Here is a 26,161-nt window from a genome sequence, read left to right on the forward strand (position 1 = left end):
TGCTGCGTACGGGTCAGTACGTCAGGCCGTGCCCGATCGGGTACAGCACCTGCGCCGGGTCCTCCGCCCGCCGTACCGGCACCGGCAGCCGCCCCTGGGGCGCGGCCCGGCCCGCGATCACCCGTGCGGCGGCGCGCAGTTCGACGTCCGTCCAGCAGTACGAGGCGAGGGCGGCGTCGACCGGGGGCAGGTGCGCCACGTCGTACGGGTTGCGGATCGCGAGCGTGACGACGGGGACGCCGGTCGCCTTCAGCGCCTCGACCAGGGCGGCCTGGCCGTCGCCGTCGCCGGTCGGGTCCGTCGCCCGGTGGGCGCGAGCATGGGTGCTGGTGCTGGCACTGGTGCTCGTGTCGGTGTCGGACTCGGTGGTGGTGTCCAGGTCGGTGTTGGCCGCCTGGGTGTTGTCCTGTGCGGTGGTGGCGTGGGTGGTCACGTTGTACGTCGCCACGAGGACCGCGTCCCGGCCCTCGGCCGCTGACACCGCCTTCTCGATCGTCGTCCCGTCGGGCGCCGTCCCGGTGGGCAGGGCCGTCGCCCGGAAGCCGAGGCCGGTCAGGGTGTCCGCGAGGACGGTGGTCGGCGGGCCCGTGGTGCCCGACGGCGAGCGCGGGTCCGCGCCCACGACCAGGACGTCGGGGCGGGTGTCGGGGGACAGCGGGAGGAGCCCGTCGGGGTTGCTCAGGAGGGTGGTCGTTGCCTCCGCGATGCGGTCGGCGGCGGTGAGGTGGGCGGGGGTGCCGACGGTCGAGTCCACGAGGGCGGGGGTCGTGGTGGCGGTCGTGGTGGCGGTGGCGGTGGCGGTGGTTGCGCCGGTGGCTGTGCCGGTGGTCGCGCCGGTGGTCGCGCCGGTCAGGAGTTCGGCCAGGAGGCCCACGTCGGCCTTCATGCGCAGGACGCGCAGGACCGACTCGTCGATGCGGTCCTCCGTCAGTTCGCCGCTGCCGACCGCCTCGATCACCGCGTTCCACGCGACCTCCGGCCGCGGCGGGTTCAGGAGCTGGTCCACGCCCGCCTTGAGCGCGAGCACGGCCACGCGGTCGTCCCCGTACTTCGTCCGTACGCCGCGCATCGCCAGCGAGTCCGTGGCGATCACGCCGTCGAAGCCGAGCTCCCCGCGCAGGATCCCCGTCAGGATCGGGTGGGAGAGCGTCGCGGGGTCGCCGGACGGGTCCAGGGCGGGCACCACGATGTGCGCGGTCATGACCGAGTCGACGCCCGCGGCGATCGCCGCGCGGAACGGCGGGGCGTCGTGGCGGTCCCACTCCTCGCGGGTGTGGTGGATGTGCGGCAGCTCCGTGTGGCTGTCGTCCATCGTGTCGCCGTGCCCCGGGAAGTGCTTGGCCGCGGTGGCGAGGCCCGCGCTCCGGTACCCCTCGACCTGGGCCGCCACGAAGCCGGCGACGGTTTCGGGGTCGGCGCCGAAGGAGCGTACGCCGATGACGGGGTTGGCGGGGTCGATGTTCACGTCGGCGTCCGGGGCGTAGTCCTGGCGGATGCCGAGGGCGTGGAGCTCGGCGCCTGCGATGCGGGCGGCCTCGCGGGCGTGCGCGTGCGAGCCGGAGGCGCCGAGGGCCATGGCGCCGGGGAGGAGGGTCGCGGGGGCGCCGATGCGGGCGACGGCGCCGTGCTCCTGGTCCACGGCGATCAGGACGGGGACGGGGAGGGCGGCTTCCGTCGCGGCCCGCTGGATGCCGTTGGAGAGGTCCGCGATCTGGTGCGGGGTACGGGTGTTGTGGGCCCAGCCGAAGTAGATGATGCCGCCGAGACGGTAGCGGGCGATGAGCTCGGCGGCATCCCGTACGCCGAGTTCCTCGAGGTTGGTGTCGATGTCGGCCCGGTCCGGGGCGGTGGCGGTGTGGCCGTACACGTGCATCACGAAGAGCTGGCCGACCTTGTCCTGAAGGGACATGGTGGCGATGAGGGCGCGGAGCCTGCGGTCGCGGTCTGCGTCGCGGTCGTGGGGGTGGGACACGTGGGCTCCTGCGGGCCGGAGGAAACTTTCAGGAGCTACGGATATCCCGAAGATTTCTGCCGGTCAAGGGAGGGCCGCCACCGGCGCTGTGGAAGGGGGGCGCACCGGTGACGGCGTGCTGCCGACCGCAGGCGGCGGAGAGGGTGGTCAGCGTTCGCAGCCAGCAGCGATGCCGACACCGCCTTGCGGAGACTCACCGGCAGCGTGCCGGTTGGACGAGCGGGGGGTCGGGCGGGTTCCCGCCTCGCGTCGTATTTCCGGAAGTTGGGGCGGGTGGGGTTCGCCTTCCGTCCGGTTCGTGGGGCGGGGTCGCGGGGGTATGTACGTACTCGCTATCCCTGCGCCACGCCTCAAGAACAAAGACGCCACAGTCCGCTCGGTGCTCCGTGCGCACATACCCCCGCGCCCCCTCCGGCGCGCGTGCGACTGCCGGTCATCGGTGCTGAATAAGCCCCGCAGGGGCGAGTGGGCTTTTAGGGGCGCGGGGAACTGCGCGACAAGCCACAACCAACCCGCACCCGCCCACGCAGCACGGCCCGCAACGGCGGGTGGTCTTTAGGGGCGCGGGGAACTGCGCGACCAGCCACAACACACCCGCACCCGCCCACGCAGGGAGGAACCCACCCACCCCGCACCGCCCAAGGCCCAGGGGCCAGCCCACGCGGGGAACTGCGCGACCAGCCACAACACACCCGCACCCGCCCGCGCAGGGAGGCCCCCCACCCCGCACCGTCCAAGGCGGCGGTGTCACGCCGAGCGGTTCACCAGGCGCGACAGCAGTTCGTGGCCCGGGCCGAGCAGGTCGGGCAGCGGTGCCGCGTCCTCGTACCAGCGCTTCTCGTACTCCCAGCACAGCCACCCCTCCCAGTGCTCCGCGCCGAGCTGCGCCACGCACTCGGCGAGCGGCAGGACCCCGGCCCCGAGGGCCAGCGGTGTCGTGTCGTCGGCTGAGGCGATGTCCTTGACCTGCACGTAGCCGAGGTAGGGGGAGAGGGCGGCGAAGGTGTCGGTGACCGATTCGCCGCCGAGCCAGGTGTGCATCAGGTCCCACAGCGCGCCGACCTGGCGGTGGCCGACCGTGCCGAGGACGCGGGTGACGTCGGCGCCCGTGCGGTGCGAGTCGTGGGTCTCCACGAGGATGCGTACGCCGGCGTCGGCCGCGTACCGGGCGGCGGTGCCGAGGCGCCGCGCGGCCGTCGCGTCGGCCTCGTCCGTGCTCTGCTCGTCGCCGCCGCCGGGGAAGACGCGGACGAAGGGGGCGCCCAGGTCGCGGGCGAGGGTGACGAGGGACCGGATGTCCTCCAGGACGGGCTCGTCGTCGCCGGGCGCCGCCACCTGCGCGTACCCGGCGATGCCGAGGATCTCGACGCCCGCCGCCTTGAACTCCGCGGCCACGTCGGCCCGTTCCACGAGCCCGAGCCCCGGGTGCACCGGCTCCTCGGGGTGCGCGCGGAGCTCGACGCCGTGGTAGCCGTGGGCCGTGGCGAGTCGCAGCACGTCGGGAAGGGGCAGGCCGGGTACACCGAGAGTGGAGAAGGCGAATTTCATGGTCCCGACAGTAGGCGGCATGCCGGTGTGGTCAAGCCCGCGCCGTCGGGCGGGCCGCTCGCGCAGCGGGAGCCGCCGGTCCTGCCCCACCAGGACGGCGCCGAACGAGCGGTGCGGGCCGGGGACCCGTGGCCTCATGCCGGGGCCCACCCCTGTCCGAGGCGGTCCCCGCCATCCGCCCCCACCAAGGCGGCACCCCACCGCCCCCTACCGAGGCCCCGCCGTGGACCCCCGCACCATCAGCTCCCCGTGCACCGTCGCCACCCCGCCGGGCGGCGGCTTCTCCTTGCCCATGGCGATGCGGCCCGCGCGGGCACCCGCCTCGTGCAGGGGGAGGCGCACCGTCGTCAGCGCGGGGACGGCGTCGATACTGAAGGGGAGGTCGTCGAAGCCCGCCACCGACACGTCGTCCGGGATGCGCAGGCCCTTGTCGCGCAGGGCCGCGCACGCGCCGAGGGCCACCGTGTCGTTGGCGGCGACCACGGCCGTCAGGTCGGGGGCGCGGCGCAGGAGTTCGACGGCCGCGTCGTAGCCGGAGCGACGGTCGTAGGGGCCGTGGACCGTCAGCGCGGGGTCGTCCTCGACGCCGCGCGCGGCGAGTGCGGCGCGGTGGCCCTCCAGGCGGTGCCTGGTGGTCGTGCGCTCCTCGGGGCCCGCGATGTAGCCGACGCGGCGGTGCCCGAGGCCGAGCAGGTGTTCCGTCAACTGCTGCCCGCCGCCCCGGTTGTCGAACGTGAGCGCCACCGCCTCGGTGTCCGGCGACGGCGGCCGCCCGCACAGCACGACCCGCGTGCCCGCCTCGGCGAGGCGCCGCAGCTTCCCGGCGATCGCGGCGGCGTGCCCGGCGTCCTCGATCGCGCCGCCGGTGAGGATCACGGCGGCGGCGCGTTGGCGCTGAAGGAGCGTGAGGTAGGTGAGTTCGCGCTCGGGGGAGCCGCCGGTGTTGCAGACGACGGCCATGCGTTCGCCGCCGGCCCGCCCGCCGGGCCCGCCGATCTCCGACTGCACCGCGCCGGCCATGATCCCGAAGAAGGGGTCGGCGATGTCGTTCACGAGGATGCCGACCAGGTCGGAGGTGGCGGCGGCGAGCGCGCTCGCGGGGCCGTTCAGGACGTAGTCGAGGTCGTCCACGGCGCGCAGGACGCGTTCGCGGGTGGCCGCGGCCACGGGGTAGTTGCCGTTCAGCACGCGGGAGACGGTGGCGGGGGAGACCTGCGCGCGTGCCGCCACGTCCGCCAGGGTCACGGTCATCTCGTCGTCCTCCGGTCACCCGTCTCGTCGACTTCCGCCACGCCCTCGACCGAAGCCCTTGTCCCCACCTTGTCCGGCAGGCTAGCTTGCCCTTGGATAGAAAGCGCTTGCTACGCAGCTACGGAGGGACTTTCGTGACACGCAAGACCGTGCGCATCGCCATGAACGGCGTCACCGGACGCATGGGTCACCGCCAGCACCTGGTCCGCTCGATCCTCGCCCTGCGCGCAGAGGGCGGGCTGGATCTGGGCGACGGAACCGTGCTGTGGCCCGAGCCCGTCCTCGTCGGCCGCCGCGAGCACGCGCTGCGCGCGCTCGCCGCCCAGCACGGCCTGGAACACGTCTCGACCGACCTCGACGCGGTCCTCGCCGACCCCGGCATCGACATCTACTTCGACGCGCAGGTCACCTCGGCCCGCGAGGACGCCATCAAGCGGGCCATCGCCGCGGGCAAGCACGTCTACACCGAGAAGCCGACCGCCACCGGCCTGGACTCCGCCCTCGAACTCGCCCGGCTCGCCGAGCGTGCGGGCATCAAGCACGGCGTCGTCCAGGACAAGCTCTTTCTGCCGGGGCTGCTCAAGCTGAAGCGGCTGATCGACGGCGGCTTCTTCGGCCGCATCCTGTCGGTGCGCGGCGAGTTCGGCTACTGGGTCTTCGAGGGCGACTGGCAGCCCGCCCAGCGCCCGTCCTGGAACTACCGCAGCGAGGACGGCGGCGGCATCGTCGTCGACATGTTCCCGCACTGGGAGTACGTCCTGCACGAGCTGTTCGGCCGGGTGCGCAGCGTCCAGGCGCTCACCGCCACGCACATCCCGCAGCGCTGGGACGAGGGCGACAAGCCCTACGACGCCACCGCCGACGACGCCGCGTACGGCATCTTCGAGCTGGACGGCGGCGCCGTCGCGCAGATCAACTCCTCCTGGACGGTGCGCGTCAACCGCGACGAGCTCGTGGAGTTCCAGGTCGACGGCACCGAGGGCTCCGCCGTCGCCGGGCTGCGCAACTGCCGCGTCCAGCACCGCAGCGCGACGCCCAAGCCGGTCTGGAACCCGGACCTGCCCGCCACCCACGCCTTCCGCGACCAGTGGCAGGAGGTCCCCGACAACGAGGACGACGGCTTCGACAACGGCTTCAAGGCGCAGTGGGAGCTCTTCCTCAAGCACGTCTACGCGGACGCGCCCTACCACTGGGACCTTCTCGCGGGCGCGCGCGGCGTGCAGCTCGCCGAACTGGGCCTGAAGTCCTCCGCGGAGGGCCGCCGCATCGACGTACCGGAGATCGCACTGTGAGCACCACCGTCCTGCTGCCCGCCGCGGGGGGCGCCACGCGCGCGTACCGCCCCAGGAGCGAGCCGCCGCGCACGGCCGCCGGCGGGCCCCCGCTCACCTCCCGCGTCGTCTATTCGGCCGCCCACGTGGTCGCCGACCCGTTGGCGGACGTCTCGCCGGACGGCCCCGCCGCCGTCGACTGGGACGCCACCCTCGCCTTCCGCCGCCACCTCTGGTCGCACGGCCTCGGCGTCGCCGAGGCCATGGACACCGCCCAGCGCGGCATGGGCCTGGACTGGGCGGGCGCGGCCGAGCTGATCCGCCGCTCGGCCGCGGAGGCCAAGGCCGTCGGCGGGCGCGTCGCGTGCGGCGTGGGGACCGACCAACTGGCCCTTCCCGCCTCCCTGACGGACGTCAGGGGCGCGTACGAGGAGCAGCTGGCCCTCGTCGAGTCCGTGGGTGCCCGGGCGATCCTGATGGCCTCACGCGCCCTCGCCGCCGCGGCGACGTCGCCGGAGGACTACCTGGAGACGTACGGCCACCTCCTGCGCCAGGCGCGGGAGCCGGTGATCCTGCACTGGCTCGGCCCGATGTTCGACCCCGCCCTGGAGGGCTACTGGGGCTCGGCCGACCTGGACGCGGCCACGGACACCTTCCTGGAGGTGATCGCCGCCCACCCCGACAAGGTCGACGGCATCAAGGTCTCGCTCCTGGACGCCGACCGAGAGATCGCCCTGCGCCGCCGCCTGCCGAAGGGGGTGCGCTGCTACACGGGCGACGACTTCAACTACCCCGAGCTGATCGCCGGGGACGACCGGGGCTTCAGCCACGCGCTGCTCGGCATCTTCGACCCGCTGGGCCCGGTCGCCGCCGAGGCCGTGCGGATCCTGGACACCGGGGACGCGAAGGGCTTCCGCGCACTCCTCGACCCCACCGTGGAGCTGTCCCGCCACCTCTTCCAGAGCCCGACCCGCTACTACAAGACCGGCGTCGTGCTGCTGGCCTGGCTGGCCGGGCACCAGTCGCACTTCACCATGGTCGGCGGCCTGCAGTCGGCCCGCTCGCTGCCGCACCTGGCCCGCGCCTACGAGCTGGCCGACGGCCTCGGCCTGTTCCCCGACCCGGCGCTCGCGGCCGCCCGCATGCGCTCCCTGCTCACCGTCCACGGAGTGCCCCAGTGACCGTTCCGCCGAGCCCCGCACCGCCGAGCCCCGTCCCGTTGTCGCGGCTGAGCATCAACCAGGAGACCATCAAGCAGTGGTCGCTCCCCGAACTCGCCGAGGGCTGCGTCAAGGAGGGCATCGGTTCGGTCGGTCTGTGGCGGGCGCCGGTCCAGGAGTACGGGGTCGAGCGCACCGCACGCCTGATGCGGGACGCCGGGCTCACGGTGACGAGCCTGTGCCGGGGCGGCTTCTTCACGGACATCGACGAGGCGGCACGCGCGCGTGCCCTCGACGACAACCGCGCGGCGGTCGACGAGGCGGCGGCGCTCGGCACGGACACCCTGGTCCTGGTCTCGGGCGGCCTGCCGCACGGCAGCAAGGACCTGGCGGGCGCGCGCGAGCGCGTCGCGGAGGCACTCGCCGTCCTCGGGCCCTATGCCGAGGAGCGGGGCGTGCGCCTCGCCATCGAGCCGCTGCACCCGATGTTCGCCTCGGACCGCTGCGTGGTCTCCACCCTCGGCCAGGCCCTCGACCTCGCGGAACGCTTCCCCGCGCGGCAGGTCGGCGTGGTCGTGGACACGTACCACGTCTGGTGGGACGACCGGGCGCCCGCGCAGATCGCGCGGGCGGGGGAGGGCGGCCGGCTGCACGCCTTCCAACTGGCCGACTGGATCACGCCGTTGCCCGCGGGCGTGCTGCTCGGGCGCGGACAGCTCGGCGACGGCAGTGTGGACTTCCGGGCCTTCCGCGCGCTCGTCGAGGCCGCGGGACACGACGGGCCGGTCGAGGTCGAGATCTTCAACGAGGAGCTGTGGGCGCGGGACGGGGGCGAGGTCCTGCGCGAGACGGCGGAGCGCTTCCGCACGCACGCGTGAGCAGTGGGCAGTGAGCACGCCTGAGGAGTCCACACGCGTGCGGAGCGGTCCCGCCGTACGCGTGCCCCGTGGCGTGACTGCCGCTACTTCTTGCCGCCCAGGATCTGGCCGAGCAGGTCGCCGAGGCCGCCGGAGGCGGACGCGGAGCCCTTCGGGGCCGCGCCGCCGGCCGTCTTCGTGCTCGCCGCCCGCTTGGAGAGCACCGCGAGCACCACGGGGATGAGCATCTCGATCACGCGCGTGACCGTCGGTGCGGGGATGCCGGTCTTCTTGGAGACCGCGTTCGCCACCGGCCTGCTCATCTTCGCGAGGACGCCGGACATCATCCCGCCCGCCGCGAGGCCGCCGAGGCCGCCGAAGGCCGCCACTCCTTGCAGGGGCTGCTCGCCCGGAGCGGGCCCGGCGGCGCCGACCTCGTCGATCGCCTGCCGCACCTCGTCGGCCTCGGCGGGGTCGGCCGCCTTTCCCTGGAGGTCGCCGGAGAGCGCGGACACCGTGGTGCCCACGACGTCCTGGGCTCCGGAGGCGTCCGTTCCGAGCAGACCCGCGATCTCCTGGAGCCTGTCGTCGCCGAGCTCGTTCAGCACGTCCTGCTCGAAGGACTGGGAATCTTCACTCATGCGTCAAACGCTACGTCTGCCCCGCTTTGTCAGCACCTGGAAGCCGTCGAAAAATTCGTGGGCAACGCCGTGCAACCCTTCGGGCACCACGTGTGTCGTATTGGGCGTCAGAGCTTATGAGGGGGGAACCAGGATCTGGGGGGATCCGGGGGATCCGGGGGGATCGCGAGTTCTGGCAGGGGAGGGGAACCCGAAGGGGCCCGGTCTGTGGACCGGGCCCCTTCGAAGGTGTTCACCGGGGTGTTCGCAGGCGAAGTTGCCCACGGGCGACGGCGTCCGCGGGCGAAGTTGTCCACAGGCGCGGGCCGCGCTGTCGGTGCCGGGCGGTAGCGTCGGATCATGTCGAGTCCAGCTGCCACGACGGCGGTGCTCGAGGGGGTCCTCGAGCGCATCACGTACGCCAATGAGGAGACCGGGTACACGGTCGCGCGCGTCGACACCGGACGCGGCGCCGGTGACCTGCTCACCGTCGTCGGCGCGCTGCTCGGCGCGCAGGCCGGCGAGTCGCTGCGGATGCAGGGCCGCTGGGGCTCCCACCCGCAGTACGGCAAGCAGTTCACCGTCGAGAACTACACGACGGTGCTGCCCGCCACCATCCAGGGCATCCGCCGCTACCTCGGCTCCGGCCTCATCAAGGGCATCGGACCCGTGATGGCCGACCGGATCACCACCCACTTCGGCGTGGACACCCTCGACGTCATCGAGACCGAGCCGAAGCGGCTGGTGGAGGTGCCCGGGCTCGGGCCCAAGCGGACGAAGCTGATCGCCGCCGCCTGGGAGGAGCAGAAGGCCATCAAGGAGGTCATGGTCTTCCTCCAGGGAGTCGGCGTCTCCACCTCCATCGCCGTGCGCATCTACAAGAAGTACGGCGACGCCTCGATCTCCGTCGTGAAGAACGAGCCCTACCGCCTCGCCGCCGACGTCTGGGGCATCGGCTTCCTCACCGCCGACCGCATCGCCCAGTCCGTCGGCATCCCGCACGACAGCCCGGAGCGCGTCAAGGCCGGTCTGCAGTACGCCCTTTCGCAATCCACCGACCAGGGCAACTGCTACCTCCCCGAGGAGCGCCTCATCGCCGACGCGGTGAAGCTCCTCCAGGTCGACACGGGCCTCGTCATCGACTGCCTGGCCGAACTGGCCGGGGAGGAGGAGGGCGTCGTCCGCGAGCCGCTCCCCGACCCGGACGGCGGCGACGACATCGCCGCCGTCTACCTCGTGCCCTTCCACCGCGCCGAACTGTCGCTCGCGGCACAGCTGTTGCGTCTCCTGCGGACGGGTGACGACCGCATGCCCGCCTTCCAGGGCGTCGCCTGGGACAAGGCCCTGCCCTGGCTCGCCGCCCGCACGGGCGCCGCGCTCGCGCCCGAGCAGGAGGAGGCGGTCCGGCTCGCCCTGACCCAGAAGGTCGCCGTCCTGACCGGCGGTCCCGGCTGCGGCAAGTCCTTCACGGTCCGCTCAGTCGTCGAGCTCGCCCGCGCCAAGAAGGCCAAGGTCGTCCTCGCCGCCCCCACCGGGCGCGCCGCCAAGCGCCTCGCCGAGCTCACCGGCGCGGAGGCCTCCACGGTGCACCGCCTGCTCGAACTGAAGCCCGGGGGAGACGCTGCGTACGACAAGGAGCGGCCGCTCGACGCCGATCTGGTCGTCGTCGACGAGGCCTCGATGCTCGACCTCCTGCTCGCCAACAAGCTGGTGAAGGCCGTGCCGCCCGGCGCGCACCTCCTCTTCGTCGGCGACGTGGACCAGCTGCCCAGCGTCGGCGCCGGCGAGGTGCTGCGCGACCTGCTCAGCGACGGCAGCCCGATCCCCGCCGTCCGCCTCACCCGGATCTTCCGGCAGGCCCAGGAGTCCGGCGTCGTCACCAACGCCCACCGCATCAACTCCGGTGTCCCGCCCATCACCCAGGGCATGAAGGACTTCTTCCTGTTCGTCGAGGAGGAGACCGAGAACGCGGGCCGCGTGACGGTGGACGTCGCCGCGCACCGCATCCCCAAGAAGTTCGGCCTCGACCCGCGCCGCGACGTGCAGGTGCTCGCCCCCATGCACCGCGGCCCGGCCGGCGCGGGCAACCTCAACGGCCTCCTCCAGCAGGCCATCACGCCCGCCAGGCCCGACCTGCCCGAGAAGCGGTTCGGCGGCCGGGTGTTCCGCGTCGGCGACAAGGTCACCCAGATCCGCAACAACTACGAGAAGGGGCAGAACGGCGTCTTCAACGGCACGGTGGGCGTCGTCACCGCCCTGGACCCGGACGAGCAGCGGCTGACCGTCCGTACCGACGAGGACGAGGAAGTCCCGTACGACTTCGACGAACTGGACGAGCTCGCGCACGCCTACGCCGTGACGATCCACCGCTCCCAGGGCAGTGAATACCCGGCGGTCGTGATCCCGGTCACCACCGGGGCCTGGATGATGCTGCAGCGGAATCTGCTCTACACCGCGGTGACCCGCGCCAAGAGGCTGGTCGTTCTGGTCGGTTCGCGCAAGGCTCTGGGGCAGGCGGTACGGACGGTCTCCGCGGGCAGACGCTGTACGGCCCTGGATTTCCGGCTTTCCGGGCGTCGCGGAGCAGGTCCCGGCCGTTTTGATCGATCAAACGAGTCGGAAACGTCACACAGGACTTCCGGAACCGGGGCGAAGGGGGCAGGATGAGCAGGTTGGCGGCACTGAGTGCCGCCAATTGGCCCAATGGTCGACCCCGAGTGCACTCTCCAGGGCCAAATGGGGGATGGTAGAGACAGTCAGGGCACCTCGAAGAAGAGGCACAACGTCGGTGAGGGATGACGTGAGCGAGAACGCTAACAACGGTGTAGTACTGCGGTACGGCGACGACGAGTACACCTACCCGGTGATCGAGTCGACCGTGGGCGACAAGGGCTTCGACATCGGGAAGCTCCGCGCCCAGACCGGTCTGGTGACCCTGGACAGCGGCTACGGCAACACCGCCGCCTATAAATCCGCCATCACCTATCTCGACGGTGAGCAGGGCATCCTCCGGTACCGCGGCTACCCGATCGAGCAGCTGGCGGAGCGCTCCACCTTCACCGAGGTGGCGTACCTGCTGATCAACGGCGAACTGCCGAAGGTCGACGAGCTCTCCACCTTCAAGAACGAGATCACGCAGCACACCCTGCTGCACGAGGACGTCAAGCGGTTCTACGACGGCTTCCCGCGTGACGCCCACCCGATGGCCATGCTGTCGTCCGTGGTCAGCGCGCTGTCGACGTTCTACCAGGACAGCCACAACCCGTTCGACGAGAAGCAGCGTCACCTCTCGACGATCCGCCTTCTCGCCAAGCTTCCGACGATCGCGGCCTACGCGTACAAGAAGTCGCAGGGCCACCCGGTCGTCTACCCGCGCAACGACCTCGGCTACGTCGAGAACTTCCTGCGCATGACCTTCTCGGTGCCCGCCGCCGAGTACGAGCTGGACCCGGTCGTGGTCTCCGCGCTCGACAAGCTCCTGATCCTGCACGCGGACCACGAGCAGAACTGTTCGACCTCCACCGTGCGTCTGGTCGGCTCCTCGCAGGCGAACATGTTCGCCTCGATCTCCGCCGGCATCTCGGCCCTGTGGGGCCCGCTGCACGGTGGCGCCAACCAGTCGGTCCTGGAGATGCTGGAAGGCATCCAGGCCTCCGGCGGCGACGTCGACACCTTCATCCGCAAGGTGAAGAACAAGGAAGACGGCGTGAAGCTCATGGGCTTCGGGCACCGCGTCTACAAGAACTTCGACCCCCGGGCGAAGATCATCAAGGCGGCGGCGCACGACGTCCTCTCGGCCCTCGGCAAGTCCGACGAGCTGCTCGACATCGCGCTCAAGCTGGAGGAGCACGCGCTGGCCGACGACTACTTCGTCGAGCGCAAGCTCTACCCGAACGTCGACTTCTACACCGGCCTCATCTACCGGGCCATGGGCTTCCCGACCGAGATGTTCACCGTGCTCTTCGCGCTCGGCCGTCTCCCGGGCTGGATCGCCCAGTGGCACGAGATGATCAAGGAGCCGGGCTCCCGCATCGGCCGCCCGCGCCAGATCTACACGGGCGAGGTCCTCCGGGACTTCGTGCCGGTCGAGGGCCGCTGACAGCGCGCACATAGCGGAAAGCGCCCCGCCGCCGATCCCCCCACGGGTCGACGGTCGGGGCGCTTCCCTTTTTCCCGGTGCGGATTCCCCCCACGGGATCCGGCCGGGCGTCTGTGGTTGCCCTGCGGTCTGCCGGGACGCGTACGTACGGGAGGGCCGCTCAAAGCTCCCCGGTGCACGTGCCCCGGCAACGCAATTTCCAGGAAACATCCCCCAAGATGTCCCCTGATGTCGGAAGACGTCCCCCAAGACATCTTCCTGCATCGCCCCATTAGACTCGCGACTTCCCCCAATGGTTACGTGTGAATCAGTGTGATCTGCGTCTCTTGCATATGTCGCGTACATGCGCAAGACCTGCCATATGGGAATTCTGTGACGCGGGTGAGGATGCTGAAACGGCCTTGTGAAGGGGTTATGTGAATGTCCTCAGCCGCAGGCTGTTCGTGACCACGAAGACCGAGGAGAACGCCATCGCGGCGCCGGCGATCATCGGGTTCAGCAGACCGGCCGCGGCGAGCGGCAGCGCGGCGACGTTGTAGCCGAAGGCCCAGAAGAGGTTGCCCTTGATGGTGGCGAGGGTCTTCCGGGAGAGCCTGATGGCGTCGGCCGCCACCCGCAAGTCCCCGCGCACCAGTGTCAGGTCGCTCGCCTCGATGGCCGCGTCCGTGCCGGTGCCCATCGCCAGGCCCAGATCGGCGGTGGCGAGCGCGGCGGCGTCGTTCACGCCGTCCCCGACCATCGCCACGACCTTGCCCTCGCCCTGCAGCCGCCGTACGACGTCGACCTTGTCCTGCGGCAGGACCTCCGCGAACACGGCGTCCTCGTCGATGCCGACCGCGCGGGCGACCGTCCCGGCGACGGCCTGGTTGTCGCCGGTGAGCAGCACGGGGGTGAGGCCGAGCGCGCGCAGCTCGCGGACCGCCTCGGGGCTCGTCTCCTTCACGGCGTCCGCGACGGCCAGGACGCCGCGTGCGGCGCCGTCCCAGGCCACCAGGACCGCCGTGCGCCCCGCGGCCTGCGCGGCGTCCCTGAGCCGGGCCACGGCGTCGAGTCCGCTCACCCCGGCGTCCGCGAGGAGCCGCTCCCGGCCGACGAGCACCTCGTGCCCCTCCACCGTGCCGCGCACCCCGGACCCCGCGACGTTCTCGAACCGTTCCGGCGTCGGCAACTCCCCGGCGGCGATGCCGAGGCGGCCGGCGGCGCCCGCCGCGACCGCGCGGGCCACCGGATGCTCGGAGGCGTGCTCCAGGGCGCCCGCGAGCCGCAGCAACCGCCGCTCCTCCAGGGAGCCCTCCGTGCCTCCCGCGTCTCCCGAATCTCCCGCGTCTCCCGTGTCCCCGGCGACGGCGACGGTGTGCACGTCCGTCAGCTCCATGCGTCCCGTCGTCACCGTCCCCGTCTTGTCCAGGACGACGGTGTCGACGCGGCGCGTGGACTCCAGGACCTCGGGGCCCTTGATGAGGATGCCGAGCTGGGCGCCGCGGCCCGTGCCGACCATCAGGGCCGTCGGCGTCGCGAGGCCGAGCGCGCAGGGGCAGGCGATGATCAGGACGGCGACGGCGGCGGTGAACGCGGCGGTCACGTCGCCCGTGGCGCCCAGCCAGCCGCCGAGCGTGCCGATCGCGATGAGCAGCACCACCGGCACGAAGACCCCGGCGATCCGGTCGGCGAGGCGCTGCACCTGGGCCTTGCCGGTCTGCGCGTCCTCGACCAGGCGCGCCATCCGCGCCAGTGAGGTGTCCGAGCCGACCCGGGTCGCCCGCACCACCAGGCGCCCCGCGACGTTCACGGTGCCGCCGGTCACGGCAGCGCCGGCGGCCACGTCGACCGGCACGGACTCGCCGGTCAGCATGGCGGCGTCGACGGCGGAGGAGCCCTCGACGACGGTGCCGTCGGTCGCGACGGTCTCCCCGGGACGTACGACGAAACGATCCCCGACGGCCAGCCGCCCGACCGGCACCCGGACCTCCGTGCCGTCCCGCAGCACCGCCACGTCCTTGGCGCCCAGTTCGAGCAGGGCGCGCAGCGCCGAGCCCGCCGTCCGCTTGGAGCGGGCCTCCAGCCAGCGCCCGAGCAGGATGAACGTGACGACGCCCGCGGCGACTTCGAGGTAGATGGTCGAGGCGCCGTCGCCCGGCGCGACCGTGAAGTCGAAGCCGTGCCGCATGCCGGGCATCCCGGCGTCCCCGACGAACAGCGCCCACAGCGACCAGCCGAAGGCGGCGAGGGTGCCGACGGAGACGAGGGTGTCCATGGTCGCGGCCCCGTGCCGGAGGTTGGTGAACGCCGCCCGGTGGAAGGGCAGTCCGCCCCAGACGACGACGGGCGCGGCCAGCGTCAGCGAGAGCCACTGCCAGAAGTCGAACTGCAGGGCGGGGACCATCGCGAGCAGCACGACGGGCAGCGCGAGGACCGCGGAGACGGTCAGGCGCTGCCGCAGGGTGTCGGGCTCGGTGATGTCGGCGGTGGTGGGGGCCGCGGGGCCGTCGTCCGGGTCGGGCGCGGGCGGGACGATCTCCTCGGCGGTGTAGCCCAGCTTCTCGACGAGGGCGATCAGCTGGGCGATCTCGACCCCGTCGGCGTACTCGACCTTGGCCTTCTCCGTGGCGAGGTTGACCGTGGCGGTCACGCCCTCCACGCGGTTCAGCTTCTTCTCGATGCGGGACGAGCAGGAGGCGCAGGTCATGCCGCCGACGGCGAGTTCCACCGCGGAGGTTTCGGCCGGGGCGTCGGGGGCTTTCGTGGCGCTGGAGACTTCCGTCATGGCTCTTTCGTGGCTTCCGGGGTGGTGGGACGGCGCCGGGCCCTGAGGTGTCGGCGCCGACACCTCAGGGCCCGGGGTACCCGGCGGACGGCCGGTCGGACACCGCGGCCGCGGGCGGGGTTCAGGCCTTGACGCCGACGAGCTCGTAGCCCGCCTCGTCGACGGCGGCGCGCACGGCGTCCTCGTCGAGGGCGGCCTCGGAGACCACGGTCACCTGTCCCGTCGAGGCGACGGCCTTGACGGAGCTGACGCCCGCGATCTCCGAGATCTCGTCGGACACGGCGCCCTCGCAGTGCCCGCAGGTCATCCCCGTGACCTCGTACATGGTGGTGACGGCGCCCTGTGGGGCCTCGGCGGACCCGGAGTGGCAGGAACCGCTGGGGGAACAGCAGGAACCGGACGTCTCGGCCTGCGGGAGCTCGGTCTGGGCGCTCATGTCGTTCTCCTCGGGGAGGGATGTGTACGTATGCGGCGTAGCGTGCGGGAGGGGGCCCCGGAGTCCCGGTGACCTCCTGGCACACCCGAGACTATACCCCTAGGGGGTATTTCTCAACGAGGTGGGGCCGCGACGTCAGCCTCTGCGGCCCCGGTTGCCGGGACGGGCCGCGACCCACGTGCGGATGGTGTCCGCGTACCAGTAGGGCTTGCCGCCCTCCACGTGGTCGGGGTCGGGGAGCAGTCCGTGCTTGCGGTAGGAGCGCACGGTGTCGGGCTGCACCCGGATGTGCGCGGCGATCTCCTTGTACGACCAGAGCCTGCGGTCGGTCATCGGTGGCACCTCCCTGCGCGCGCCCAGGGCGGCCCGAAAGGGCCGACGGGGGAGCTGGGCGCTGCGCGCGGCGATCACTCAGCCTGTGCCCGGTGAACGACGCAGCGTGACCACCGGTGGGTGCCTGTCGACTGCCTGTGACGCAAGACCCGCGTACGCGAGACATGTGTGACAGGAAGGGAGTGTTTGTGACAGAAGAGACGCATGCGGGGAGCGCGTCACCCCGGCGCGCAGGAGGCGCGCGGCCGGTCCTTCAGGCGCCGCACGACCGGAGGTAGGAGCGGGTGCGACGGGCGATCGGCAGCGGCTCGTCGGGCGCGCACGGGTACATGTCCTGCTCGACGATGGCGAAGAGCTCGACGCCGAGGCGCTGGGCCGCGGCGAGGACGGGTTCGAGGGGCGGCACTCCGGCCGGCGGCTCGCACATCACGCCGCGCGCCACGGCGGGCCCGAACGGCACCTCCCTGGCCCGCACCTCCGCGAGGATCTCCGGGTCGACCTGCTTGAGGTGCAGATAGCCGATCCGTTCGCCGTACGTCTCGATGAGCTTGACGTTGTCGCCGCCGCAGTAGGCGTAGTGGCCGGTGTCCAGGCAGAGCGAGACGAGGTCGGGGTCGGTGGCGTCGAGGAAACGGGTGACGTTCTCCTCGGTGTCGATGTGCGTGTCCGCGTGCGGGTGGACCACGACGCGCAGGCCGTGGCGCTCGCGGACCTCGTGGGCCAGGCGCTCGGTCTGGGTGGTCAGTTCACGCCATTGTGCGGGGGTGAGGACGCGGTCCTCCAGGACCTCGCCGGACTTGTCGTCGCGCCAGAACGAGGGGATGACCACCAGGTGCTCGGCGCCCATGGCCTGTGTGAGCGCGGCGATGTCCGCCACATGCGCCCAGGTGCTGTCCCAGACGGCGGGGCCGTGGTGCAGGCCCGTGAAGACCGTGCCCGCGGACACCCTGAGGCCGCGGCGGGCCGTCTCGGCGGTCAGTTCGGCCGGGTCGGTGGGCAGATATCCGTACGGGCCGAGCTCGATCCACTCGTAGCCCGACTCCGCGACCTCGTCGAGGAAGCGGCGCCACGGGACCTGCCGGGGGTCCTCGGGAAACCACACGCCCCACGAGTCGGGCGCCGAACCGATGCGGATGCGAGACAGCGTCGTCATGTCGGCCAGCGTCCAGGCCGCCTCGGAAGAGTGTCAAGCAGTGGTCCGAATGTAAGGACAAATGTTGACAGGGTTCCCGGCGCGGGAATAGACCTGGGGTCCTGGCGGGCGATGAAGGGACGTGCAGGGTGAGCGATCCGTACGACGTCATCACGATGGGCCGGATCGGGGTGGATCTGTACCCCCTGCAGGCGGGGGTGTCCCTGGCCGAGGTGACCGCGTTCGGCAAGTTCCTCGGCGGCTCGGCCAGCAACGTCGCGGTCGCCGCGGCCCGCCTCGGCCGCCGCGTCGCCGTCGTCACCCGCACCGGCGAGGACCCCTTCGGGGAGTATCTGCACGGCGCGCTGCGGGAGTTCGGCGTCGACGACCGCTGGGTGAGCGCGGTCGCCGGCCTGCCGACGCCGGTCACCTTCTGCGAGATCTTCCCGCCGGACGACTTCCCGCTGTACTTCTACCGGCTGCCGAAGGCACCCGACCTGGAGATGTACGCGAGCGAGCTCGACCTCGACGCGGTCGCGGCGGCGCGGATCTTCTGGATGACGGGCACGGGGCTCTGCGCGGAGCCCAGCCGGTCGGCGACGCTGGCCGCGCTCGCGCACCGGGCGCGGTCCGGCACCACCGTCTTCGACCTCGACTGGCGGCCCATGTTCTGGGCCGACCCCGAGGCGGCGCGCCCCCACTACGCCGCCGCCCTCGCGCACGCCACCGTCGCCGTCGGCAACCTCGACGAGGTGGAGATCGCCACGGGCGAGCGCGAACCCCTCGCGGCGGCGCGGGCGCTGCTCGATGCGGGGGTCGAACTCGCCGTCGTCAAGCAGGGCCCCGAGGGAGTGCTCGCGATGAACCGCGCGGGGGAGCGCGCGCACGTGCCGCCGCTGCCGGTGAAGGTCCTCAACGGGCTCGGCGCGGGGGACGCGTTCGGCGGGGCGCTCTGCCACGGGCTGCTCGCCGGGTGGGATCTCGAACGGATCATGCGGTACGCCAACGCGGCGGGGGCGATCGTCGCCTCGCGGTTGGAGTGCTCTTCTGCCATGCCTTTTGCCGGCGAGGTCGCCTTGGCGGTGGAAGCGGGGGCCGTCACGTGACCGTGTTGGCCCGACGGGGGCGCCGCGCGCGGGGCTCCGCCCCGGACCCCGCTCCTCGAACGCCGGAGGGGCTGAACATGTCCGAGGGACTGGAGATGTCGTGAGCGCTGTCGATGTCGGGGCGCTCGTCCGCGTTCGCGCCCACCACCCCGAAGCCATCGCCGAAGCCGCCCTGCGGCGGGAGCGGCGGGCGTTGCTGGGGGAGCGGGGGCGGTTGATGATCGTTGCCGCCGACCATCCCGCTCGGGGGTCCCTCGGGGTGGGGAGCGACCGGCTTGCCATGGCCAACCGGGGGGATCTGCTCGGGCGGCTCTGTCTCGCGCTGTCGCGGCCCGGCGTCGACGGCGTGCTCGCCAGTGCCGACGTGCTCGACGACCTGTTGCTCCTCGGCGCCCTCGACGGCAAGGTCGTCATGGGGTCGATGAACCGGGGCGGGCTCGCCGGGGCCGCCTTCGAGCTGGACGACCGGTTCACGGGGTACCGGCCCGAGGACCTGGACCGGCTCGGCTTCGACGCGGGCAAGCTCCTGTTGCGCGTCGACTACGACGACCCGGGGTCGCTGCGGACCCTGTACTCCGCCGCCCGTGTCGTCGACGCGATGGCCGAGCGGCGGCTGCCGGTCTTCGTCGAGCCGTTCCTCACCGGCCGCGACGGCACGGGCCCGCTCCGCAACGACCTGAGCGCCGATGCCGTCATCCGGTCCATCGCCATCGCCTCCGGGCTCGCCGGCACCTCCGCGTACACCTGGCTGAAGGTTCCCGTCACCGAGAACCCCGACGACATGGCCCGCGTCATGGAGACCTCGACGCTGCCCGCCGTGCTGCTCGGGGGCGACATAGGCGACGATCAGGACGCCGCGTACGAGAAGTGGCGCGGTGCCCTGCAACTGCCCACGGTGCGGGGACTCGTCGTCGGCCGGGCGCTGCTCTATCCGCCCGACGGGGACGTGGCGGGTGCCGTGGACACCGCCGTAGGACTGCTGTAGTGGGGCGGACAGGCCGAGGAGGCCCACATGACGTACGTACCGAAGGGGAGTGCGGTCGACGGTCCGTACGCCCTCTCCATCGACCCGAAGCGGGCCGGCTGGACCTACTCGCAGCTGCGCGTCGTCGAGATCGAGGCGGGCGGCCGGCACTCCTTCGCCACCGGGGAGAGTGAATGGATCGTGCTCCCGCTGACCGGCGGCTGTACGGTGCAGACAGCAGACGGGATCATCGAACTGCTGGGCCGCGAGAGCGTGTTCAGCGGAGTCTCCGACTTCGCTTACGTGCCGCGTGATGCCCGGATCCAGATCGCCTCCGGCGCGGGAGGCCGCTTCGCCCTGGCAGGAGCGAAGTGCGAGCGTCGACTCCCCGCCCGCTACGGCTCCGCGCCGGAGGTACCCGTCGAGAGCCGCGGCAGCGGCGGCACCGCCCGCGAGGTGCGCAACTTCGCCTCCGCCGACGCCTTCGACTGCGACCGGCTGATCGCTGTCGAGGTGATCACGCCCGGCGGCAACTGGTCCTCGTACCCGCCGCACAAGCACGACGAGCACCGTCCGGGCGTCGAGGCCGAACTGGAGGAGATCTACTACTTCGAGATCGAGGCGCCGGGCGGCCGCGACGGATTCGGCTACCAGCGCGTCTTCCCGTCCAGGGAGGGCGGCACCGACGTCCTCGCCGAAGTCCGCACCGGGGACGCCGTGCTGGTGCCCGACGGCTGGCACGGCCCGTCCGTCGCCCAGCCGGGGCACGCGATGTACTACCTGAACGTGATGGCGGGGCCCGGGCAGGAGAGGGAGTGGCGGATCTGCTTCCACCCCGAGCACCACACGGAGGGATATCGATGACGCAGACCCCGACGGGACCCGAGGTGAGCGTCCGGCTCACCACCGCGCAGGCGCTCGTACGCTTCCTGGCCCGGCAGTTCACCGAGCGGGACGGCACCCGCCGACGACTGATCGGCGCGACCTGGGGCATCTTCGGGCACGGCAACGTGGCGGGAGTCGGGCAGGCGCTCGTGGAGCACGCCGAGGACATGCCCTTCCACCAGGGCCGCAACGAACAGGCCATGGTGCACGCCGCCGTCGGCTACGCCCGCCAGTCGGGGCGGCTCTCCACCCACGCCGTCACCACCTCCATCGGCCCCGGCGCCACCAACCTCGTCACCGGCGCCGCGCTCGCCACCGTCAACCGCCTGCCCGTCCTGCTGCTGCCCGGCGACACCTTCGCGACCCGGCCCGCCGACCCGGTGCTCCAGCAGCTCGAAGTGCCGTACGCGGGCGACGTGTCGGTCAACGACTGCCTGCGGCCCGTCTCCCGCTACTTCGACCGCGTGAGCAGGCCCGAGGCCCTGATCCCCGCCGCGCTCGCCGCGATGCGGATCCTCACCGACCCCGCGGAGACCGGCGCCGTCACGCTCGCGCTGCCGCAGGACGTGCAGGCCGAGGCGTACGACTGGCCCGCGGAGTTCTTCGCCGAGCGGGTGTGGACCGTCCGCAGGCCCGCCCCCGACCCGGCCGAACTGGCCGCCGCCGCGGCCGCCGTGCGCGAGGCCCGGCGCCCCCTGGCCGTCGTGGGCGGCGGCGTCCACCACAGCGCGGCCGAACAGGCGCTGAAGGAGTTCGCCGACGCCACCGGGATTCCCGTCGCCGCCACCCAGGCCGGCAAGGGCTCCCTGCGGCACGACCACCCGGCCGACGTCGGCGGCATCGGGCACACCGGCACGGCCACCGCCGACGAACTGGCCCGCGCCGCCGACCTGGTGATCGGCGTCGGCACCCGCTACAGCGACTTCACCACCGCGTCCGGCACGCTCTTCGAGCGGCCCGGGGTGCGCTTCCTCAACCTCAACATCGCGCCGTTCGACGGCCACAAGATGGCGGGCGCCACGCTGATCGCCGACGCGCGCGCCGGCCTTCAGGCGCTGACGCAGGCGCTGCGCGGCCACCGCGTCGAGGCCGCGTACGTCGCCGAGTACACCGGTGACAAGGAGCGCTGGGAGCAGCGCGTGGACGCCGCGTTCCAGTTGGACGAGCCGGACGTGCGCCCGACGCAGGCCCAAGTCATCGGGCTGCTGGACGAGGTGGTGACCGATGAGGACGTCATCATCAATGCCGCCGGGTCGCTCCCCGGTGACCTGCACAAGCTGTGGCGGGCCCGCTCGCCGCGGCAGTACCACGTCGAGTACGGCTACTCCTGCATGGGATACGAGATCCCCGCGGCCATCGGCGTCGCGCTGGCCGACCCCGGGCGGCCGGTGTGGGCACTGGTCGGCGACGGCACGTACCTGATGAACCCGACGGAGCTCGTCACAGCCGTCCAGGAGAACGTCCCGATCAAGGTCGTCATCCTGCAGAACCACGGTTACGCCTCCATCGGCGGGCTCTCGGAGTCGGTGGGCGGCGAGCGGTTCGGCACGGCGTACCGCTTCCGGGCGCCGGACGGGGCGTACACCGGGGAGCCGCTGCCCGTCGATCTCGCGGCGAACGCCGCCTCGCTCGGGATGCGGGTGCTGCGCGCCAAAACCGTCCGTGACCTGCGCGGGGCGCTGCGCGAGGCGCGCGACGCAGACCGTCCCACATGTGTCTATGTGGAGACGGAAACGGCAGACACAGTGTCGGGCCCGCCCCCGGCGCAGGCGTGGTGGGATGTGCCCGTGGCCGAGACCGCGACCAGGGTGTCCGCGGTCAGGGCCAGGGAAGAGTACGACCGGCACGTCACTGCCCGACGCCGCCACCTGTGAGAGTAGGGATGCTTGTCATGACGAAGACCGTCAATCACTGGATCGGTGGGAAGACCGTTGAAGGTGCGTCGGGTGCGTACGGGCCGGTGACCGACCCGGCGACCGGTGTCGTCACGACGCAGGTCGCCTTCGCGTCGGCCGACGAGGTGGACGCCGCCGTCGCCTCCGCCCGTGAGGCCTTCAGGACCTGGGGCACGTCCTCGCTCGCCAAGCGCACCGCGATCCTCTTCGCGTTCCGCGCGCTGCTCGACGCCAACCGCGACGCCATCGCCGAGCTGATCGTCGCCGAGCACGGCAAGGTGCACTCCGACGCGCTCGGCGAGGTCGCCCGCGGTCTGGAGATCGTCGACCTGGCCTGCGGCATCACCGTGCAGCTGAAGGGCGAGCTGTCGACCGAGGTCGCCTCGCGCGTGGACGTCTCCTCCATCCGCCAGCCGCTGGGCGTCGTCGCGGGCATCACGCCGTTCAACTTCCCGGCCATGGTGCCCATGTGGATGTTCCCGCTGGCCATCGCATGCGGCAACACCTTCATCCTGAAGCCCTCGGAGAAGGACCCGTCCGCGTCGATGAAGATCGCGGAGCTGCTGAGCGAGGCCGGTCTGCCCGACGGTGTCTTCAACGTCGTGCACGGGGACAAGGTCGCCGTGGACCGTCTCCTGGAGCACCCGGACGTCTCGGCCGTCTCCTTCGTCGGCTCCACGCCGATCGCCCGGCACATCCACGCCACCGCCTCCGCCAACGGCAAGCGCGTCCAGGCGCTCGGCGGCGCCAAGAACCACATGCTGGTCCTGCCGGACGCCGACCTGGACGCGGCCGCCGACGCCGCCGTCTCGGCCGCCTACGGCTCCGCGGGCGAGCGCTGCATGGCGATCTCGGCGGTCGTCGCGGTCGGCGCGGTCGGCGACGAGCTGGTCGCCAAGATCAAGGAGCGCGCCGAGAAGATCAAGATCGGTCCCGGCAACGACCCGACGTCCGAGATGGGCCCGCTCATCACGGCCGCCCACCGCGACAAGGTCGCCTCCTACGTCACGGGCGCGGCGGCCGAGGGCTGCGAGGTCGTCCTGGACGGCACCGGTCACACGGTCGAGGGTCACGAGGACGGCCACTGGATCGGCCTCTCCCTGCTCGACCGCGTCCCGACCACCGCGAAGGCCTACCGGGACGAGATCTTCGGCCCGGTCCTGTGCGTGCTGCGCGTGGACACGTACGAGGAGGGCGTGGCCCTCATGAACGCCTCGCCGTTCGGCAACGGCACCGCGATCTTCACCCGGGACGGCGGCGCGGCCCGCCGCTTCCAGCTGGAGATCGAGGCGGGCATGGTCGGCGTGAACGTGCCGATCCCGGTGCCGGTGGGCTACCACTCATTCGGTGGCTGGAAGGACTCCCTCTTCGGGGACCACCACATCTACGGCAACGACGGCACGCACTTCTACACGCGCGGCAAGGTCGTCACCACGCGCTGGCCGGACCCCTCGGACGCGCCGGCCGGGGTGGACCTCGGGTTCCCGCGCAACCACTGAGGAAGCGCTCGGTCACCGCCGTGTGACCGTTCGTGGAGCGTGCACGGAGCAGGGCCGTCCGGAATCCGGACGGCCCTGATTCTTTTTTGACGCCGCTCTTGCGGTTCCCGTGCACAGGGTGCAATTCGGGCACCGAAAGCTTCCGCGTTCATACGCCTGCAATAACAAGGTCATAGTCGCTGTCGGCATGTTCATTGAGACCTCAAGCGGCAAACTCTTGGGAAAGAGAGGCGACTTGGGGTGCGGTGCCGCTGCGGATTCCGTAGGTAAATGACCGTTGACGTTCCGGTTGCCGCCGGGGTTCGATGACGCGCCGGGAGCCACAGAAAGACGCAGCTCAGCAGCCTTCGGAGGCGATAGCGCTCCCGCCGCACTCCTGCCGTACGAGTCGATCGGAACCGCGCTTCATGACCGATACGCTTCGCCCGCCCCCCTCCGCCGACGCCAAGGCCCCCGCAGCGCCGACAGCAGTGCCGGGCGACCCCCAGAAGCTCAAGCGCTCCATCGGCGTCGTCGGCGGCACCCTCCTCACGCTGTCGTGCGTGACGCCCGCCTCCACGCTCTTCGTCGTCGTCCCCGACCTCTTCTCCTCGCTCGGCACCGCCACCGCGCTCACCATCGCCATCGGCTCGCTGCTCTGCGTGGGCGTCGCGTTCTGCTACTCCGAGCTCGGCACCCTCATCCCGAGCGCGGGCGGCGAGTACGCGATGGTCTCGACGATGGCGGGACGCCTGGCCGGCTGGCTCGTCTTCGTCCTCTCGCTGCTCGTCGTGATGATCGTGCCGCCCGTGATCGCCATGGGCACCGCCGACTACCTGGCCCCCGTCGTCCATCTGGACCCCTCCTACGCGGGCGCGGGCGTCATGATCCTCGCCACCCTCGCGGGCCTGCTCGACCTGCGCGCCAACGCGTGGATCACCGGCATCTTCCTGGTCCTTGAGGTCGTCGCGGCGGGTGTCGTGGCCGTCCTCGGCTTCACGCACGCCGAGCGGGGCGTGGGCAGCCTCGCGGACCTGTCGGTGGCCTCCGGGTCCGGCTCGGGGCCCGGCGGCGTCGACACCGTCACGGCCATGCTGATCGTCTCCGGCCTCGCCATCGCCCTCTTCGTCACCCAGGGCTTCTCCACGGCCGTCTACCTCTCCGAGGAGATGGAGAACCCGCGCCGCAACGTCGCCCGCACCGTCCTCGCCACCCTCGCCATCTCCTCCGTGATCATCCTGGTGCCGGTGATCGCCATCACCATGGGCGCCGAGAACCTGACGGCGCTCACCGAGGGCGACATCAGCGGGATGGTGACGGCCTGGTCCAGCTCGGCGGTGGGCACCTTCGTCAGCCTCTGCGTGGCCCTCGCGATCATCAACGCGGGCATCGTCATGGTCATCCAGAACTCCCGCGTCCTGTTCGCGTCGGCCCGCGACAAGGCGTGGCCCTCGCCGGTGAACAAGGCCCTGTCCAGGCTCGGCGCGTCCGGCGCCCCCTGGGTGGCCACCCTCCTGGTCGGCGTCCCCGGCGCGCTCCTGTGCTTCGTCAACCTCGACACCCTGTACGGCGTGACCGGCGTCTCCGTGACCGGCATGTACCTCCTGGTCGCCGTCGCGGCACTGCTCGCCCGGCGCGGCTCGCACGGGCACACGGCGGCCTGGCGGATGCCGTTGTGGCCCGCGGTGCCCGTGGTGCTCATCGCGGTGCTCGCGTACGTGCTGAGCCGGCAGGAGGTGGCCTACCTCGGGTGGACCGGCGGGATCGTGGTGGCGGCCACGCTGTACTGGGCGCTGTACCTGCGGCCGAGGCGGGAGACGCGGTGGCTGGTGAGCGTGCCCGAGGAGTCCTAGTCCGCCTCGTGGCGGGCGGGCGGGCGGGCCCGGCCCGTGCGGCGAGTTCTGAGAGGTGCGTGCGGCGAGTTCTGACAGGCCCGTGCGGTGAGTTCTGAGAGGTGCGTGCCGTGAGCCTCAGCCGAAGTCCCAGTTGACCGACTCGAACCGGCCCTCGTCCGTGCCGCCCGCGCTGCGGTACGTCGCGAGGGCCGCGTCGTTGTCCGTGTCGACGCCGACCCACATCCCGTAACAGCCCCGTTCCCGCGCGAGCGCCGCCAGCGCCGTGACCAGGGCGCGCCCCGCGCCGCGGCGGCGGAAGCGCTCGGCGACCGCGAGCTCGTACAGGAACATCTCCACGCCCTTGTCGGGATGGACCGTCTCCACGCCGCTGACGAAGCCGACCGGGGCGCCCTCGTCGTCGTGGGCGAGGAGGAGGTGGTGGTCCGGTGCGGCGAGGAAGCGCCGGGTCGCCCCGGGGCGGGCGGGGCCGTCGAAGAGGTACTCGGCGGCGGTCACTTCGGCGACGGTCGTCGCGGGGCGGATCTCCATGCGTAC

At 72.0% G+C, this 26,161-nt stretch carries 20 protein-coding genes; 11 read left to right on the forward strand and 9 right to left on the reverse strand.

Annotation, left to right across the window (positions count from 1 at the left end):
• Nucleotides 1–13: 13 nt before the first annotated feature.
• The 3 genes from ACZ592_RS27110 to ACZ592_RS27120 all read right to left on the reverse strand — a co-directional run bounded on the left by ACZ592_RS27110 (nucleotide 14) and on the right by ACZ592_RS27120 (nucleotide 4,771).
• Nucleotides 14–1,909, reverse strand: coding sequence for a glycoside hydrolase family 3 protein (locus tag ACZ592_RS27110; RefSeq protein ID WP_471584405.1), 1,896 nt, complete (start codon nucleotides 1,907–1,909; stop codon nucleotides 14–16).
• 810 nt (nucleotides 1,910–2,719) lie between these two features.
• Nucleotides 2,720–3,520 (reverse strand): sugar phosphate isomerase/epimerase family protein, encoded by an 801-nt coding sequence (locus ACZ592_RS27115; protein WP_471584406.1) that lies wholly within the window; start codon nucleotides 3,518–3,520, stop codon nucleotides 2,720–2,722.
• Nucleotides 3,521–3,727: 207 nt separating this feature from the next.
• Entirely contained in the window at nucleotides 3,728–4,771 is a 1,044-nt protein-coding gene (locus ACZ592_RS27120) for a LacI family DNA-binding transcriptional regulator (RefSeq protein WP_471584244.1), read from the reverse strand.
• A gap of 134 nt (nucleotides 4,772–4,905) precedes the next feature.
• On the opposite strand from ACZ592_RS27120, the gene ACZ592_RS27125 reads away from it, so the two are divergent.
• The 3 genes from ACZ592_RS27125 to ACZ592_RS27135 are packed head-to-tail and all read left to right on the forward strand — an operon-like array spanning nucleotide 4,906 to nucleotide 8,080.
• Nucleotides 4,906–6,063 carry a Gfo/Idh/MocA family protein gene (locus ACZ592_RS27125; protein WP_471584245.1) on the forward strand — a complete coding sequence of 386 codons (1,158 nt, stop codon included), beginning with the start codon at nucleotides 4,906–4,908 and terminating at the stop codon, nucleotides 6,061–6,063.
• Nucleotides 6,060–7,223: a dihydrodipicolinate synthase family protein gene (locus ACZ592_RS27130; RefSeq protein ID WP_471584246.1), complete on the forward strand. Its 1,164-nt coding sequence runs from the start codon at nucleotides 6,060–6,062 to the stop codon at nucleotides 7,221–7,223. Before ACZ592_RS27125 ends, ACZ592_RS27130 begins: the two co-directional genes overlap by 4 nt.
• Complete coding sequence (locus tag ACZ592_RS27135) at nucleotides 7,220–8,080, forward strand: sugar phosphate isomerase/epimerase family protein (protein ID WP_471584247.1); 861 nt, start codon at nucleotides 7,220–7,222, stop codon at nucleotides 8,078–8,080. Before ACZ592_RS27130 ends, ACZ592_RS27135 begins: the two co-directional genes overlap by 4 nt.
• A gap of 83 nt (nucleotides 8,081–8,163) precedes the next feature.
• Here the strand turns inward: ACZ592_RS27135 and ACZ592_RS27140 are convergent, their stop codons facing one another.
• Nucleotides 8,164–8,700 carry a DUF937 domain-containing protein gene (locus ACZ592_RS27140; RefSeq protein WP_471584248.1) on the reverse strand — a complete coding sequence of 179 codons (537 nt, stop codon included), beginning with the start codon at nucleotides 8,698–8,700 and terminating at the stop codon, nucleotides 8,164–8,166.
• A 339-nt stretch (nucleotides 8,701–9,039) separates the two neighbouring features.
• Between ACZ592_RS27140 and recD2 the strand changes: the two genes are divergently transcribed.
• Together recD2 and ACZ592_RS27150 are read left to right on the forward strand one after the other, a co-directional pair.
• Nucleotides 9,040–11,346, forward strand: a complete 2,307-nt coding sequence (gene recD2, locus ACZ592_RS27145; RefSeq protein ID WP_471584249.1) for an SF1B family DNA helicase RecD2 — start codon at nucleotides 9,040–9,042, stop codon at nucleotides 11,344–11,346.
• A 133-nt stretch (nucleotides 11,347–11,479) separates the two neighbouring features.
• On the forward strand, nucleotides 11,480–12,778 hold the full coding sequence (locus ACZ592_RS27150; protein WP_471584250.1) for a citrate synthase: 1,299 nt from the start codon (nucleotides 11,480–11,482) through the stop codon (nucleotides 12,776–12,778).
• A 412-nt stretch (nucleotides 12,779–13,190) separates the two neighbouring features.
• Here the strand turns inward: ACZ592_RS27150 and ACZ592_RS27155 are convergent, their stop codons facing one another.
• From ACZ592_RS27155 to ACZ592_RS27170, 4 genes are all read right to left on the reverse strand, one after another.
• A complete protein-coding gene (locus ACZ592_RS27155; RefSeq protein ID WP_471584251.1) occupies nucleotides 13,191–15,542 on the reverse strand; it encodes a heavy metal translocating P-type ATPase in 2,352 nt (783 codons plus the stop codon).
• Nucleotides 15,543–15,663: 121 nt separating this feature from the next.
• Entirely contained in the window at nucleotides 15,664–15,978 is a 315-nt protein-coding gene (locus ACZ592_RS27160; protein ID WP_471584252.1) for a heavy-metal-associated domain-containing protein, read from the reverse strand.
• 135 nt (nucleotides 15,979–16,113) lie between these two features.
• Nucleotides 16,114–16,311, reverse strand: coding sequence for a MerR family transcriptional regulator (locus ACZ592_RS27165; protein WP_471073732.1), 198 nt, complete (start codon nucleotides 16,309–16,311; stop codon nucleotides 16,114–16,116).
• Nucleotides 16,312–16,564: 253 nt separating this feature from the next.
• Entirely contained in the window at nucleotides 16,565–17,464 is a 900-nt protein-coding gene (locus ACZ592_RS27170; protein WP_471584253.1) for a sugar phosphate isomerase/epimerase family protein, read from the reverse strand.
• Nucleotides 17,465–17,592: 128 nt separating this feature from the next.
• On the opposite strand from ACZ592_RS27170, the gene iolC reads away from it, so the two are divergent.
• The 6 genes from iolC to ACZ592_RS27200 all read left to right on the forward strand — a co-directional run bounded on the left by iolC (nucleotide 17,593) and on the right by ACZ592_RS27200 (nucleotide 25,624).
• The gene (iolC, locus tag ACZ592_RS27175) at nucleotides 17,593–18,549 is read left to right on the forward strand and encodes a 5-dehydro-2-deoxygluconokinase (RefSeq protein ID WP_471584254.1); all 957 of its coding nucleotides are present in this window, start codon (nucleotides 17,593–17,595) and stop codon (nucleotides 18,547–18,549) included.
• Between the two features lie 100 nt (nucleotides 18,550–18,649).
• The gene (locus ACZ592_RS27180; protein WP_471584255.1) at nucleotides 18,650–19,534 is read left to right on the forward strand and encodes a Cgl0159 family (beta/alpha)8-fold protein; all 885 of its coding nucleotides are present in this window, start codon (nucleotides 18,650–18,652) and stop codon (nucleotides 19,532–19,534) included.
• Nucleotides 19,535–19,561: 27 nt separating this feature from the next.
• Nucleotides 19,562–20,377 (forward strand): 5-deoxy-glucuronate isomerase, encoded by an 816-nt coding sequence (gene iolB / locus ACZ592_RS27185; RefSeq protein WP_471584256.1) that lies wholly within the window; start codon nucleotides 19,562–19,564, stop codon nucleotides 20,375–20,377.
• A complete protein-coding gene (iolD, locus tag ACZ592_RS27190) occupies nucleotides 20,374–22,272 on the forward strand; it encodes a 3D-(3,5/4)-trihydroxycyclohexane-1,2-dione acylhydrolase (decyclizing) (RefSeq protein WP_471584257.1) in 1,899 nt (632 codons plus the stop codon). The genes iolB and iolD overlap by 4 nt, the downstream gene beginning before the upstream one ends.
• Nucleotides 22,273–22,289: 17 nt before the next feature.
• Nucleotides 22,290–23,792, forward strand: a complete 1,503-nt coding sequence (gene mmsA / locus ACZ592_RS27195) for a CoA-acylating methylmalonate-semialdehyde dehydrogenase (protein ID WP_471584258.1) — start codon at nucleotides 22,290–22,292, stop codon at nucleotides 23,790–23,792.
• A 407-nt stretch (nucleotides 23,793–24,199) separates the two neighbouring features.
• Nucleotides 24,200–25,624: an APC family permease gene (locus ACZ592_RS27200; protein ID WP_471584259.1), complete on the forward strand. Its 1,425-nt coding sequence runs from the start codon at nucleotides 24,200–24,202 to the stop codon at nucleotides 25,622–25,624.
• Between the two features lie 117 nt (nucleotides 25,625–25,741).
• On the opposite strand, the gene ACZ592_RS27205 is transcribed toward ACZ592_RS27200, so the two are convergent.
• A complete protein-coding gene (locus ACZ592_RS27205; protein ID WP_471584260.1) occupies nucleotides 25,742–26,155 on the reverse strand; it encodes a GNAT family N-acetyltransferase in 414 nt (137 codons plus the stop codon).
• Nucleotides 26,156–26,161: the final 6 nt, after the last annotated feature.

The organism is Streptomyces sp. NPDC040622, from assembly GCF_055593965.1.